The 13,419-nt window shown below is 57.7% G+C and carries 14 protein-coding genes; 1 reads left to right on the top strand and 13 read right to left on the bottom strand.

Annotation, left to right across the window (positions count from 1 at the left end):
- Nucleotides 1-2: 2 nt before the first annotated feature.
- The 6 genes from AT6N2_RS18365 to AT6N2_RS18340 all read right to left on the bottom strand — a co-directional run bounded on the left by AT6N2_RS18365 (nt 3) and on the right by AT6N2_RS18340 (nt 4,432).
- On the bottom strand, nt 3-281 hold the full coding sequence (locus tag AT6N2_RS18365; protein ID WP_209090638.1) for an MSMEG_0570 family nitrogen starvation response protein: 279 nt from the start codon (nt 279-281) through the stop codon (nt 3-5).
- Nucleotides 274-1,248 carry a sll0787 family AIR synthase-like protein gene (locus AT6N2_RS18360; protein ID WP_337926172.1) on the bottom strand — a complete coding sequence of 325 codons (975 nt, stop codon included), beginning with the start codon at nt 1,246-1,248 and terminating at the stop codon, nt 274-276. The genes AT6N2_RS18365 and AT6N2_RS18360 overlap by 8 nt, the downstream gene beginning before the upstream one ends.
- Nucleotides 1,245-1,784, bottom strand: coding sequence for an MSMEG_0567/Sll0786 family nitrogen starvation N-acetyltransferase (locus AT6N2_RS18355; RefSeq protein ID WP_209090636.1), 540 nt, complete (start codon nt 1,782-1,784; stop codon nt 1,245-1,247). Before AT6N2_RS18355 ends, AT6N2_RS18360 begins: the two co-directional genes overlap by 4 nt.
- Nucleotides 1,781-2,899 (bottom strand): MSMEG_0568 family radical SAM protein, encoded by a 1,119-nt coding sequence (locus AT6N2_RS18350; protein ID WP_209090635.1) that lies wholly within the window; start codon nt 2,897-2,899, stop codon nt 1,781-1,783. The genes AT6N2_RS18355 and AT6N2_RS18350 overlap by 4 nt, the downstream gene beginning before the upstream one ends.
- Nucleotides 2,892-3,881 carry a Nit6803 family nitrilase gene (locus tag AT6N2_RS18345; RefSeq protein WP_209090634.1) on the bottom strand — a complete coding sequence of 330 codons (990 nt, stop codon included), beginning with the start codon at nt 3,879-3,881 and terminating at the stop codon, nt 2,892-2,894. The genes AT6N2_RS18350 and AT6N2_RS18345 overlap by 8 nt, the downstream gene beginning before the upstream one ends.
- A 68-nt stretch (nt 3,882-3,949) precedes the next feature.
- A complete protein-coding gene (locus tag AT6N2_RS18340; protein ID WP_013637302.1) occupies nt 3,950-4,432 on the bottom strand; it encodes an MSMEG_0572/Sll0783 family nitrogen starvation response protein in 483 nt (160 codons plus the stop codon).
- 260 nt (nt 4,433-4,692) lie between these two features.
- On the opposite strand from AT6N2_RS18340, the gene AT6N2_RS18335 reads away from it, so the two are divergent.
- On the top strand, nt 4,693-6,063 hold the full coding sequence (locus AT6N2_RS18335; RefSeq protein WP_209090633.1) for a PLP-dependent aminotransferase family protein: 1,371 nt from the start codon (nt 4,693-4,695) through the stop codon (nt 6,061-6,063).
- 172 nt (nt 6,064-6,235) lie between these two features.
- Here the strand turns inward: AT6N2_RS18335 and AT6N2_RS18330 are convergent, their stop codons facing one another.
- From AT6N2_RS18330 to AT6N2_RS18300, 7 genes are all read right to left on the bottom strand, one after another.
- Nucleotides 6,236-7,609, bottom strand: coding sequence for an FAD-dependent oxidoreductase (locus AT6N2_RS18330; RefSeq protein WP_209090632.1), 1,374 nt, complete (start codon nt 7,607-7,609; stop codon nt 6,236-6,238).
- A gap of 145 nt (nt 7,610-7,754) precedes the next feature.
- Nucleotides 7,755-8,222 (bottom strand): nuclear transport factor 2 family protein, encoded by a 468-nt coding sequence (locus AT6N2_RS18325; RefSeq protein ID WP_209090630.1) that lies wholly within the window; start codon nt 8,220-8,222, stop codon nt 7,755-7,757.
- Nucleotides 8,215-8,652, bottom strand: a complete 438-nt coding sequence (locus AT6N2_RS18320; RefSeq protein ID WP_209090628.1) for a DoxX family protein — start codon at nt 8,650-8,652, stop codon at nt 8,215-8,217. The genes AT6N2_RS18325 and AT6N2_RS18320 overlap by 8 nt, the downstream gene beginning before the upstream one ends.
- Nucleotides 8,653-8,827: 175 nt before the next feature.
- Entirely contained in the window at nt 8,828-9,568 is a 741-nt protein-coding gene (locus AT6N2_RS18315) for a pirin family protein (RefSeq protein ID WP_209090627.1), read from the bottom strand.
- 189 nt (nt 9,569-9,757) lie between these two features.
- On the bottom strand, nt 9,758-11,326 hold the full coding sequence (locus tag AT6N2_RS18310; protein ID WP_209090626.1) for an MFS transporter: 1,569 nt from the start codon (nt 11,324-11,326) through the stop codon (nt 9,758-9,760).
- A 12-nt stretch (nt 11,327-11,338) separates the two neighbouring features.
- The gene (locus AT6N2_RS18305; protein WP_233282534.1) at nt 11,339-12,649 is read right to left on the bottom strand and encodes an HlyD family secretion protein; all 1,311 of its coding nucleotides are present in this window, start codon (nt 12,647-12,649) and stop codon (nt 11,339-11,341) included.
- Nucleotides 12,609-13,376: a pirin family protein gene (locus AT6N2_RS18300; RefSeq protein ID WP_209090625.1), complete on the bottom strand. Its 768-nt coding sequence runs from the start codon at nt 13,374-13,376 to the stop codon at nt 12,609-12,611. The genes AT6N2_RS18305 and AT6N2_RS18300 overlap by 41 nt, the downstream gene beginning before the upstream one ends.
- Nucleotides 13,377-13,419: the final 43 nt, after the last annotated feature.

The raw sequence follows: 13,419 nt of genomic DNA, 5'->3' as shown, positions 1-13,419 counted from the left end.
TTTCATGACATCGAGAGACAGGTGACTTGAGAATCGGCAGGCTGGTTGGTGGCCGTGGCTTCGATCTGTGCGAGCTGATCGAGTGCTGAGGAGCAGGCGAAGCCGAATTTAGCCGTGACGCGGTCCGATGCTTCGTTTAGACCGGTGCGCGCACGTTCGACAAATTCAGTCAGCGGATACGTGCATCCGGCTTCGAGATGGCGCGTTATGGCGGTCGAGGGCGAGTAGCAGCTCTCCTCCATGCCATCAGGCCATCGAATGGTGAAGCGTACTTCAGGCATGGGCGATCTCCTTTGCGAGCGCGATATAGGGGGCTGCCGCGTAGTCCCAGAAAGTTGCCCGGGCGCCACCGCTCGTTAGATCGATCCGGGAGCTGTCCGTTGCATGACCGATGGCAGCTGCGCTGATGCTCCGAGCAGCAAACACGTCGCAGACCTCTTCTGCCCGTTCCGGGCGGACCGAAAGGAGAAAGCCGAAGCTCGGGAAGCTGCGCAGCCAGCGTTCGAGTTGAACGCCTTGCGGAAGCGGGATGTCGGCCAGCGCGATATCGAAGCCGCAGCGTGACGATTCCGCTAGCATCAGCGCTGTGCCGACAATACCGCCCTGACTGATGTCCTTTCCGGCATCCACCAGACCGGCCTCGGCAAGCTCCGGAAGGATCTCGTAGTCGCGGCGTAGCCGTTCATGGGGCGCATCAAGGGCGGCGCACCAGTTGTCGAAACTTGGCCGATACTGCCCGCGATGATCGATGGCTGCGATAAGCAGATCTCCAGGGGCGGCTGCAAAGCTGGAAATCAGCTTCTTTGCACGTCCCATCACCGAAACGGCGAGATTAAGATCTTTGCTTCGGAGGTTCGTGTGACCACCGACAATCGGCACGCCGTAGGTCATCGCTGCATCCCGTAGCCCGGTAAGCAGGGGCTCGGCAGACGCCGCGTCCGGTGCCCACACGGCATCGAGCAGCGCGGTCGCACGCCCTCCCATGGCAGCGATGTCCGAGAGGTTCACCATCACGCCGCACCACCCGGCGAACCACGGATCGTCTTGCACGAACTGGGGCATGAAACCTTCCCCCGCCAGCAGATCCCAAGTGCCGTTCGGAGCTGGAATTGCGGCGGCATCGTCGCCCGGCATTCCCGCGGTTCCGGCTGATATCGAGAGCGCTCGCGTCGTGCCTGCTATGTCCAGTTTGCTGCGGATCGATGGGTGGGCTGCGAGTGCTGCCGCCAAGGCATGGACGTCCATCATGGCCTCCGTGCTCTGGCGGACCAGCCGATGGTCGGGTCGCATATGGGGGGATAGTGATCGAGTGAGGCCAGCATGTGCATGTGGCGCAAGCCATGTAGGTCGATCTCTCCTTGCGGCTCCCAATGCAGCCGGCGAAAAAGAGGTACGTTCTGAAGCTGGACATGGGCGTGAAACTCACTGCACCCGAGGCCATTCGCGGTACTCACCGCCAACCGGATCAGCTCCGCACCCAACCTTCCGACTTTGCGATATGCGGGAGCGACCGCAAGGCGCGAACCCCACCAGATGCCGGGCGCGGGCTCATGTATCCTGACAGTGCCCACGACGTCCGCAGGCTCGGCCGCCAATGTGGCGATGGCCACGAGCGGGATTGCCGTAGCGTCGATTTCGTCACGGTCGTTGCCGAAGAAGATGCGCTGTTCTTCCACAAAGACCTGATGCCTGAGACGAGATACACCTAGAAATTCCCAAAGCTCAGAGGCGGCGCGGATCAGGAATTCCGGGCTGATAAACGCTGAATGATCCATGTGGCTCATGCCGGGATCCTCAGCTTTTCATAGGTCGAAAGGGCCGAGCAAGCGCCGCATTTGCCACAACCGGCCTTGATATCCGAGGCCTTCAGTCCGCCGTCGATGATGATCTGCGACAGGGGAGCCAGGATGGAGGCCATGAAGTCGGACTTCGGTGCCGGGTGACTTTCCAGTGGTGTTCCGGAGATCGGCACGAACGGGACGACGAATGGGTAGACGCCCATTGCGACCAGTCGAGTAGACATATCGAGGATGGCTTGACGCGTATCGCCCAGCCCCGCGAGAATATACGTCGAGACCTGTCCTCGCCCGAAGACTTTCACTGCAGCCTCGAAGCTCGAAAAGTACTTTTCAAGCGGGACGCTGGCCTTGCCCGGCATGATCCGTTCCCGTACCTCGGGCGTCACCGCTTCAAGATGCATGCCCAAAGCATCTGCGCCGGCGCTCTTCATCCGCTCATGCCAGATATCGTCTTCCGGCGGCTCGCATTGCACCTGGATCGGCAGGTTGACGATGGCTTTAACTGCGCGCGCGCTCTCTGCCAAAACCGCAGCACCACGGTCCTTGCCGGCAGGCGTGCCGGTGGTCATCACCATGTGCTTCACGCCGTCGAGTTCGACGGCCGCCTTGGCGACCTCCGCCAGTTGCGCGGGAGTTTTGTGCGCGACAGTCCGGCCGGCTGCAAGGCTTTGGCCGATCGAACAGAACTGACAGGTCTTCTTGCGGCTTTCATAACGAATGCAGGTCTGTAGGATGGTCGTGGCGAGCACGTCGCGCGAATGAAGAACCGCGATCTTGTTGTACGGAATGCCGTCTGAGGTGGTCAGGTCGTAAAATCGCGGACGATTGGGAAATCGAATTCGTGCGACCTCGGATCCTTCCTTGGTGATGCGCGCACGGCCGTCGGCATCTGGCGCTTCCACCAGATAGGGGCTGTCGAATGCGGGTGCGGTATGTACCGGCACCATTACGGTTGTGTCGCCGAAATTGACTGCCTTATGGTCCGAAGGGCCTGCACCGCCGCGCCTGCTCTCGTGGCCGGCCCGCGGATCGACGAGACGCATTCCTCGCGTCTGGAGGTCGTTGATGAGTTCCGGATCTATCGATGGCAGCTCACGCATCTTGAACCTCCTCAAATAGCTTGTCTTGCTCCGCATCGGAAAAATCGCCTGAAAGGCCGACCTGCTCGCGTGCGCGTGCGGGCGTCGTGTCATGGACAAGATGCAGCAGTTCGGGCCGAGCATAGTGTCCGACCGAATCCATCATCCGCTTGCGCTTGGTAATGAGCCGCATGTCCAGATCGCCGATCAAGATGCCTTCGCCCGAGGTCAGGGGCGGTACGACGTGGCGGCCTTCCGGGGTTATGATGCAGGTCATGCACCCATCGCGCAGCCCCTTCTGCAAGGCGGGGTCTGGATGAATAGATGCGATCTGCTCCTCGTTCAGCCAGCCGGTGGCATTGACCACGAAACAGCCCGATTCCAACGCGTGGTGGCGCATGGTGACTTCGATCTGTTCGCCGAAGATTGGACCCACCAGAGAGCCGGGAAAGTGCGAGGCGTGAATTTCCTCATGCTGGGCCATCAGCGTATAGCGCGCCAGAGGATTGTAATGCTCCCAGCATGCCAAGGCCCCCATGCGACCGACGGCAGTGTCGACAACCTTCAGACCGGCGCCATCGCCCTGGCCCCAGATCATCCGCTCGTGATAGGTCGGCGTGATCTTGCGGCGCTTGAGTTTCAGGCTGCCATCCGCGTCGAAGATCAGTTGGGTGTTGTAGAGGGAGCCGTGGTCGCGTTCGTTCACGCCAAGGACGACGACCGCATTGCGCTTGCGCGCGGCATCAGCAACAGCCCGCGTTTCCGCCGATGGTACCGTGACCGCTTCCTCATAAAGCCGCAGGTGCTCAGGGCCTTGCTGAACCGGTGGCAAAACGAAGCTGAAATAGGGATACCAGGGCACGAACGTCTCGGGAAATACGATCAGTTCCGCGCCTTTGTCTGCGGCTTCGGCGATCGCATTCAGGACCCGCTCGACAGTGCCGGCGCGCGAGGTTAGGTCGGGCGCGATCTGGACGGCGGCGGCACGTACTGTTTTGGGCATGACTGGCTCCTTCGCATTACCTGCAACGAAGCACCCCGTTCGCTGCGGAACGGGGTGCCGAGGTCAAATCAGACGGTCCATGTGTCGATGATCAGGGCGTTGGCTTTCTTGTGCAGAAGCACGCAGTCCAGCACGTCCTGGGGCAGGATTGGGATGATGCCGGGGATCAGAGCCGGTTCGCCGTGCCCATAGAGTGCCTGAAGTGCGAAGCGACATGCGTAGACCTTGCCGCCTTCCTTCATGAAGCGCTCGAGGTTCTTGTTGAAGTTCAGGTGACCGGGAAAGGCTTCGTCTCCGAGCTTGGGAAAGCCTCGCTGGATCCCCAGTGTCACGCCCGGACCGTAGAGAAGGATCGAAGTCTCGTAGCCTTTCCGCTGCAAGCGAATGGCATTGAGAATGTTCACAAGCCCGATGGAGCCTTCGAACGCCACCGTGTGGAAGGTTACGAGCGCCTTCTCACCGGGATCGGCCTTAACATCCTCGAAAACCTTGGACTCGTAATCGACAAAGAAGTCACCATCCTTATGCGGCGGCTGCGTTACTTCAGGCATATCTGCATCTCCTTACGCGGGGTTGATGCAGAAACGATACAAACGAAATTGTATGAATCAATAACCAGTTCATTATGCATACAATATTTCTTTGATGAAACGTAATTCTGCACAACGAACATACGTGTTGCTCAATTAGCAGCTCGAAAATCGGCGTTTATGCCCAATTTATGATCTCGGGTTTGTCGTTAAATCATCACTTGAATCCGCCTCGTGATATCCATACAATGTGAAACAATCGATATTTGAGGTAAGGTGAAATGTTGAAGTGGCTCCCTGAACTTCGTGCTGACGGCAAGCCTCGTTATCTCCAAATTGCGGATGCGATCGAGCTGGCGATCAAGCGAGGCGATATCGCCGCTGGTGATCGATTGCCGCCACAACGCAGGCTCGCCGAGCGTCTCAAGATAGACTTTACGACAGTCAGCCGCGCCTACACCGAGGCGCATGCCAGACGTCTGGTGGAAAGCCACGTCGGAAGAGGTACCTTTGCACTCGGCCGCCCGAAAGAGGAGCATCGTATCGATCCGCGCCGCGCCGGGGACGAGGATCTGTCGATGAACATGCCTCCCGAGCCGCAGGACCCGGATCTCGTGGCGAGAATGCAAGAAGGGCTGCAGACTGTTTCAGCAAACCTTATTTCTCTTCTCCGCTACCAGTCGACGACCGGCGGAGAACAAGATAAGGCCGCGGCGTCTTCATGGCTGTCGAAGAGGGGGATGGTGCCAAGTCTCGAGCGGATCGCGATCACTCCGGGAGCGCACGCGACGATGACAGCGCTTTTTTCGACGATGACGAGACCGGGCGATGTGATCCTGTGCGAGGCGGTGACGTATCCCGGTTTGCGGGCGATCGCAGCCCGCATGGGATTGCAACTCGTCGGAATTGCGATGGACGCTTCCGGCGTGCTGCCCGATGCGCTTGACGCGGCTATTCATTTACATCAACCGAAAGCGTTGTATCTCAATCCTACGGTCCATAATCCAACGACGCTGACCATTCCACGCGAGCGGCGAATGGAGATCGCCGAGGTTATCCTGCGGCATAGACTGCCTTTGATAGAGGATGATGCATACGGCTTCATTCCCGCAACGGCGCCCGTACCTTTTGCTACGCTTGCTCCCGACCTCACCTGGCATATCGGCGGCCTCGCGAAATGCCTCGGCGCAGGTCTGCGCCTCGCCTACACGGTTTCCCCTAACGCCAGAGCCTCTTATTCTCTCGCCCAGGCATTACGGGCCAGCGCTGTCATGCCGTCGCCAATTTGCATGGCGCTGGCGACACGGTGGATCGAGGACGGGACGGCAGATGCCATTCGCCGGTTTGTCCGTGCGGAAAGCGCTGTTCGTCACGAGATCGCAATCGATACTCTTTTGGGGCTGGACATCGAAGGTGAGCCGGAGGCCTTTAACATTTGGCTGAAGCTGCCAAAGGGGGCGAGCAGGGCAGAACTGATGGGGCGTATGGCAGGGCGCCATATTGGCCTGATGCCTTCAGATACCTTCACCGTTCTGGGGAAGCCCGATGAGCATGTCAGGGTTTGCCTTGGCGGCGTAATCCAGCGTGATCAGTTGCAAGCCGGGCTGCATTTCATGGCCCAATCACTTTCCGACGCTGGTTGGATGGGCTGATCACGGACTCATAAACATGCCTTTCATTGCTACTCCATGCGCTCGCAATCCGCGACGCAAAGAGCGGCGTCGCTATCAAACCGAGCTGGCATCTCCCAACAAAAGATCTTTCTCAGTGATAAGGCTCCAGTCCGCGCTCTTCGCTGCACGAACTGGTGTGAGCCCCACCCATTTACGCGGCCTTCCCCGGCACTTTCAGAAGAAGCAGGTTTAATCCTTCCGAGATCAATGGGTGCGCAATGATCGAATCGCGAACCGCCGTGTAAGGAAGCCCTGCAATCATCGCCATTTGCACTGCCGTTACCACTTCTCCCGCGTTTGTACCGACCATCGTAAACCCGAGGATCTGGTCAGAATGAGCGTCGATCAGAGCCTTCATAAAGCCCCGCATAGCGCCATTGGTTCTTGCGCGTGGTACTGCGGTCATGGGCAGCTTCGCCACGCGGACTGCTATGCCGCGCTCGCTTGCCTCTTTTTCATTTAGGCCAATGCGTCCTAATTCCGGTTCGATGAACATGGCATAGGGAATGACGCGATCACGCGTCGTTCGGTCACCACCTGATAGCTGAGACTTCAAAACCCTGTAGTCATCGTAAGACGCATGTGTAAACATCGGTGTCCCCGCCACTTCGCCGATTGCCCAGGTATTGGGAGCCGAGGTGGCTAGCCGCTCATCAACTTCGATGATGCCGCGTCCGTCAACATTCACGCCCGCCAGATCCAGTCTGAGGTCTGAGGTCACAGGTGTCCTCCCTGCCGCGACGAGAATGTGGGTCCCGGTAACGTGGGCGCCGTCGCTGAGCGATACGGTCACGCGATCACCCGAACGCCCCTGAACTTCAATCGCCTTGACGCCGGTCTTGATCGTGATGCCATCCTCTCGAAACGCTGTTTCGATTGCTTCGGAGACATCTACGTCTTCACGATTGGCAACGTGGGCCGTCTCCTGAAGAACGGTCACTCTACTGCCGAGACGGTGAAACGCCTGAGCCATCTCAAGGCCTATGTAGCCACCCCCGATTACGATCAGTTCTTCGGGCGCTTCCGTCGCTTCGAGGGCCTCGACATGCGTTAAGGGTTCGCTGGCGCGCAGCCCTGGAATATCCGGAATGGAAGCTCTGGTCCCTGTATTGATGAAGACATGCGTGCCCTCGACAGTCCGCGTCCCGCCGTCATTCAGCTCAACTTCGATTGTTCTCGGAGCGGTAAAGTGGCCCGTCCCCAGAATGAGGTCGAAACCCGAGGCGATGAAACCCTTCATGTTGATATCGACCATTTCGGACACAACGGTGCGAACTCGTTGTTGCGCCGCGCCCATATCTGGCCTGAATGACGTTGGTGCGGCGGACTTCGCAGCGTGGGCGGTGCGCGCACTCTGGATCAAGGTTTTGCTAGGAATACAGGCGACATTGATACAGGATCCGCCAATCATTCCTTTTTCGATGACCGCGACACTCTTGCCTGCTGTTGCAAGCTCCATCGCGAGCGTCTTCCCACCCTTTCCGCCACCGAGGAAAACGTATTCAAAATGTTCGATCTCAGACATTTTTTGATCCTTTCTGATGTTGATGCAAGAGATGTGGCCGCGTGGTGCGGCGCCGATCTGCAGGCAGTATTCTTCCCCGACATTTCGGAGCATTAGACCGTCTGAGCTTTCCCAGATGTCGGCCGCGTGAAATGTGACCGTATTGTTATGACGCCGCGACTGGATAGGCGGTGCCCCCAAACGGCTCTTGGGCCAGAAATCTGTAGGTGTAGGTACGACGTAGGAACCGCCAGCCGTCGGCTTGCCTGATGACTTCGTCGTTATAAACGGCGAGGTTGTCGTAGAATGTGTCCGCTCCGCGACCATGCTCGCGTATCACAAAGCGCGCGGTTGCGTGGTCGCCGTTGAGACTGAGCACCCCGGAATGGGTCATCTGCATGAAGTAGTGCTCAATTGTGAATAGCTGGCTCAGCATCTTTCTTATGCCGTCCTGTCCTTCACCACGCAAAGGCAGCGGCTGACCAATTTCCCAAATGGCTCCATCTTCCGCCCAAGTCGAAATAAAGGCGTCAACGTCTCGCTCATTCACGGCATCGGAAAAGCGTGCAGCGAGTTGCTGAATGGCCAGATGATCTTCCAGGCGCTGCAAGCGCATCAAGGTCTGATCAGACATTTTTTTGCTCCTCATATTCGAGACGGCGAGCAACTAGAGCGACGAGTATCAGGCCGCCAACAAGTCCAACGTGCTCCAGAAAGGAAGCGAGAGCATCTAAGCGAGCAGGCCCTTGTATCGCCCAGAAGGGGTGAGCGAATACAGCACCGAACGCCGTAAACACACCTAGCATTCCGGCTCCAAGCCAAACCAACCGCCCGGTGAGAACGAGAAGTGACCCCGCAATCTCAACGGCCACGGTGAGCGCTGCCATAAAGCTGGGCGCGGGCAAGCCATAGTTTACCTGTTCCGCGACCGCCGCACCGAAGTCAGACAAGTGCCCGAATGCCGAAACGAGGAAAACGAAGACGATCGCGAGACGGGCAGCGAGCCACGTGCCGCGCCAATCGAGTATCTTGTCGATCAATGGTGGAGCCTTGAGTTTGATCATGCCTGACTACCTCTTGCATTTGCCGGAGAGCGGCCTGTGAAGTCGGCCTCACATTTTGGGTTGGGTTTGGCTGCTGCCACGAGTTGACGCACGCCGATCAGTTTTTCCTACGCCTCAGGTACCTTTCGCAAGCGTGCGCTCAGCGGCCAGATTGGGACTTTCCGGAAGTGACCGGTTACCTGACGTTGCCACTGAACATGCCGCCCTTAAACACCGGCGCCTTGGGATCGGTGGTGAAGAGGACAATGTCGGAATCTGCCAGCGCCTCGATGGCTTGTGACTCCGCACCCAGATAGTAAAATTCGCCGGCACTGACCGTGATTTCGCCGAGACGTACTTCACCTTCGAAGACGAAGAGCAGGTTGACTGAAGACGGCGTAGGCAGGGCCGGGATTTGCAGGCGCCGTCCGGCATGAAGACGAGCATCTCGAACCCAGGCTTGAGCACGAACTTCGAAGATTGCACCACCTGGTGCTACGAGCAGTCGCCACTCGTCCTCACTGTAAGCGCTGTCGAGACTCTCAAACTGTACCTTGGGCTCAAGGTCGCCTTCGCGAGGACGCAAGAAAATCTGCAGGGCTTTGGTCGGCTCGTCACCAATGACACGCTCTTCATGCTGGAAGGTGTGGCCCGCATTCATCATCATCAGGCGGTGAGCGTTCACCTCCTCACGATTGCCGACAGTGTCCAGATGCAACATCCGCCCGCCGCGTTTGTAGGTGAATATCTCGTCATCCTTATGCGGATGCATGGCGATGACATGTCCCGGCTGGATTAGCGCGCGGTCAATGCGGCCGATCGCTCCAATGCCACTATCGGCGTCGTCAAGCGCTGTTCCAGGGTAGAAGATCTCTACACCAAAGCCGTGTTTCCAGTCGCCGTGTTTTACAGAGGACTCGATTTTGATCGGTTTCATTGCAATTTCTCCTGTTATCTGCCTGAGCTCATGAAGATGAGCTGAAGTTCATGTTTTGATTTCATTGAACTCAGTCCAGTTGGCGACTGAGACGCGGGCCCTGCCCGGGCGCCGGCTTTGTTACCTGTTGTGAAGGATCAGCATTCCGAGCCGCATTCTTGAGTTCGGGCTAATGAGTAGGCTCTCCGGTCATGCCGATAGGGGACCTTTCGGTGCTTTCGTGACGAAAGCGAGAAGGAAGAGCCCTGCCATCGCACAGTAAAATGTCAGCCAGAACGCATCGATGTAGGCGAGAGTGTTCGCTTGCTTTTGGACATGTTGGGCAATCACTGCTGTGGCCCGGCTCACGGCGAGGCTCTGCCCCGAGCTTGCGACAGCTCGTCCGATGGCCGAGATCGCATCCGCCGAGATGTCCGATCCGCGTTGCAAGTTCAGGCCGACGGCATAGGAATGGATCTGCTCGCCCTTGCGAATGGACGTCGTCATGAGGGCCTGCGCAGTTTGTGTTCCCAGCACGCGGATGACCTGGATATAGGCAGCCACTGCAACTGCACGTTTGGGATCGCCATTGGCAATGGCAACAGCGATGACGGGCAGAAATGTGAGAATATGACCTGCCCCCTGTAGCACAAGCATGGTCCTGAAGTTTTCCCCGCTCCAGTCGGAAGTGAGACCCGTGCCGATCAAAGCTGCACCCGCAAAGCAGCACAAGCCGGCAAGCAGGACCAAACGGCCGTCGACACGATGCATCGCCCACACAGTCACCGGGGTCATCACGATCAAGGGCACACAGGCCCAAATCAACAGCGTGGACCCCACCTGCTCTGGGCGAAGCTGCATGACATTAATGAGGAAGTTAGGAACTAACGCTGTGTTGGAACTGGCGCTCATGAGATAGAAGAGCGATACCACAAGCAGCAAGATGACGTTGCGGGCGCTGATCGCGCTTATGCTTGCCCATGGGCGCGCGACAACGACTTCGTTTACGAAAAAAGCTGCTATCAAAGCGGTACCGCCGAGAAGTGCCGAAACGATGATGCCGTTCTCAAACCAATCCAACCGGTTTCCCTGATCAACCGCGACGAATAGCATGGCCAGTCCACTGCCAAAAAGGATCATGCCGCCCCAGTCCGCGTCACGAATGAGTTCACGGTTGGGCGCCCGTCGCGCTGTTCCCTTGAGGATGAGCAGCGCCATCAAAGGGGCGAGCACGACATCCTGCCAGTACAGCAGCTGCCAACCGAGATGCTGAACATAGAAATCAAGAAGACCGGTGCCTGCATTCGTCGTGAACGCTGCGCGGAAGGCATAAAAACCGATTGCTGACATCCACCACTTTGATGGCAGCGTCTGAAAGATGATCATCAGCGTTGCGGGGATAAACAGGCCAAGCAATGCGCCGTGAACTATGTGAAGGCCTATCAGGACGTGATAGTCACGAGCAAACGGTATGATCGCTGATATAACAGCGTAAACAATAGCAGGTCCGACGATGACGCGCCGTATCCCATATGCAGCGGCAAACCAGGCGACCGCAGGCGCTAGGATAATCTGGGGCGCTGTGGCCAATGTGCTTAGCCATGCGCCTTCGTCGTAACTGAGGCCGAATGCGCCTTTCAGATCAACTAGACCTATCCCGAACATGCGGCTGTGAAAGCCAACCATGAATGGCCCAAGCAGCACCGCGAAAACGGCCAGCAACGGACGATGCATGGCGATTGAAGTCGAATGAGCCGGCATTGATACGATGTTGGCCATCGTTGTCCACCTCTACTCAGGCTTGACCGCTACTGAGACGACCGCAGACATGCCCGATCTCAGTTTAGCGAGTGCTGGCGATGGCTCAAAATCAATGCGGACCGGAATGCGCTGGACAACCTTGGTGAAGTTGCCCGTGGCATTGTCTGCCGGCAGAAGTGCGAACTGAGAGCCAGATGCCGGAGAAAGTCGGCTGACTTTCGCCGCAAATGTTTCGCCAGGCAGCGTATCGACACTTACCGTGGCCACCTGACCCTCCTTCATCAATCCGAGCTGTGTTTCCTTGAAATTGGCGATTAGATAGACTGAGGGCAGCGGTACGATGGATATCGCGTTTGATCCTGTGGTTATGTAATCGCCGACGTGGACCTGCCGCTCGCCGACAACGCCGTCAAAGGGCGCGGAGATTTTTGTGTAGGACAACAAAAGTTCAGCAGATTGTAGGGCCGCTTTGGCGGCATCGATATTTGCAGCAAGTTGTCCCTTTTGACCCTCGATGAACGAAAGCTGGGCCTGTGCCGATGCGACCGCAGCTGTGGCTGCGGACACCGAAGCTGACGAAACCTGTACCTGTGCCAGCGCCTGTTCTTTTTTCTGTTGAACACCAGCGCCACTTTGTGCGAGCGCGACCTGTCGATTGGCCTCGGTCTGAGCGAGGTCGGCATTTGCTTGTGTAACCGCTAATTGGGCGTTGGCTTGCGTAATTGCAGCCCGCTGAAGCTGTTCCTGATTTGCAAGGTTCTTCAATTGCGCAAGCGCTGCCTCAAGGTTCGCCTTGGCCTGATCGCGCTTTGCCACATAGTCGGAAGGATCGATCTGGACGATCACATCACCGGCCTTGACGGAAGCGAAGTCAGACACGTTCACTGCGCTTACATTGCCGCTTACCCGCGCACTTAACCTACTCATTTCTGCGCGCACATATGCGTTGTCGGTCGTCTGCGTTGCAGCACTCGCGGTCCAGACGTCCCATCGCTGTGAGCTTAACGCCACCATCGCCGTCACTGCAGCCACGACAGCGACTGGTACCAGAATCTTCGTGTAGTCACGCGCCGTATTGCTTGCCGGCGCCGGCGTTTCAGTCTTCTCGGGGACAAGAACAGGGCCTGTCGGTGTGGTGCGAGACATCTTTTTAACCTTTTCGGCGCTGATCGTTTTGTGCGGTTTCAATGGCTCCAAGCTATGTGCAAGGATGCAGGCGAGGTAGCCCGACAATGCGACATGGAGTCTTTCGAGAAGCGGAACGATGACTTGAAGTACGGGTATGAGATCTTTGATGCGATCAGGAAGCGCGCGCTTGGGATGGCCGCCTCTGGTTTCCACTAAACATGCCGCCGCGGTAGACCTCGGCCTCGGGATCGAACGTAAAGAGGACGACATCAGCCTCTGACACCGCACGCAGCCGGCGATCACTATCTGTCAGAAACACGCTTTCACCTTCCGTGAAAACCTCATCCTCAAAGGCGATCTTTCCGCTGTAGACGTAAAGCAGCATGTCCCGGCCTTTATCAGAAACCGGGAGACGTAGCTGAACATGGCCGCTCAGCCGCGCGTCGAAAACCTGGACGTCCGATCGGACGATCAGTGGGGCGGTCCTTGGTCCGGCAATCAGCCGCCAGCTGTCGAGGCTCTCTGCCTCCGCAAACTCATGAAATTGAACCTTCGGCTCAAGATCGGAAACGCTTGGTCGCAGAAATATCTGCAGCGCAGAGATCGGGCGTTCGCCGAGCATCAGTTCCTCATGCTGGAACGTATGGCCGGCATTCATCATCATGAACTTCCTGGTGCCGAGCTTCTTCTCGTTTCCCACCGTGTCGCGATGGAGCATCTCGCCGCCACGGATATAGGTCAGGATTTCGTCGTCTTTGTGCGGGTGCATGCCGATCAAATGACCGGGCTGAACCTGGGCGCGGTCAATTCTCCCGATCGGGCCGATCCCGCTATCGTCCGAAGTTAGCGTCAGTCCGGGATACAGGATCTCGACGCCGAAACCATGGGCGAAGTCGCCGCGTGTTTGCCCCGCAGGCACTTTGGTCATTGTCGTGGTCATGGAAATGCTCCTTTCATTTGGACGCGGGCTCTTTTGCCCGCGC

The organism is Agrobacterium tumefaciens (genome assembly GCF_017726655.1).
GTDB classification, from domain to species: Bacteria; Pseudomonadota; Alphaproteobacteria; order Rhizobiales; family Rhizobiaceae; genus Agrobacterium; species Agrobacterium tumefaciens_B.
The sequence above is the reverse complement of the archived record's forward strand: the minus strand, read 5'-3'. Positions and strand labels throughout refer to the sequence as shown.

Bases quoted from the DNA above. Each gene is read 5' to 3' on its own strand.
- AT6N2_RS18365 (WP_209090638.1), bottom strand. From the start codon at position 281: ATGCCTGAAGTACGCTTCACCATTCGATGGCCTGATGGCATGGAGGAG.
- AT6N2_RS18360 (WP_337926172.1), bottom strand. From the start codon at position 1,248: ATGATGGACGTCCATGCCTTGGCGGCAGCACTCGCAGCCCACCCATCG.
- AT6N2_RS18355 (WP_209090636.1), bottom strand. From the start codon at position 1,784: ATGAGCCACATGGATCATTCAGCGTTTATCAGCCCGGAATTCCTGATC.
- AT6N2_RS18350 (WP_209090635.1), bottom strand. From the start codon at position 2,899: ATGCGTGAGCTGCCATCGATAGATCCGGAACTCATCAACGACCTCCAG.
- AT6N2_RS18345 (WP_209090634.1), bottom strand. From the start codon at position 3,881: ATGCCCAAAACAGTACGTGCCGCCGCCGTCCAGATCGCGCCCGACCTA.
- AT6N2_RS18340 (WP_013637302.1), bottom strand. From the start codon at position 4,432: ATGCCTGAAGTAACGCAGCCGCCGCATAAGGATGGTGACTTCTTTGTC.
- AT6N2_RS18335 (WP_209090633.1), top strand. From the start codon at position 4,693: ATGTTGAAGTGGCTCCCTGAACTTCGTGCTGACGGCAAGCCTCGTTAT.
- AT6N2_RS18330 (WP_209090632.1), bottom strand. From the start codon at position 7,609: ATGTCTGAGATCGAACATTTTGAATACGTTTTCCTCGGTGGCGGAAAG.
- AT6N2_RS18325 (WP_209090630.1), bottom strand. From the start codon at position 8,222: ATGTCTGATCAGACCTTGATGCGCTTGCAGCGCCTGGAAGATCATCTG.
- AT6N2_RS18320 (WP_209090628.1), bottom strand. From the start codon at position 8,652: ATGATCAAACTCAAGGCTCCACCATTGATCGACAAGATACTCGATTGG.
- AT6N2_RS18315 (WP_209090627.1), bottom strand. From the start codon at position 9,568: ATGAAACCGATCAAAATCGAGTCCTCTGTAAAACACGGCGACTGGAAA.
- AT6N2_RS18310 (WP_209090626.1), bottom strand. From the start codon at position 11,326: ATGGCCAACATCGTATCAATGCCGGCTCATTCGACTTCAATCGCCATG.
- AT6N2_RS18300 (WP_209090625.1), bottom strand. From the start codon at position 13,376: ATGACCACGACAATGACCAAAGTGCCTGCGGGGCAAACACGCGGCGAC.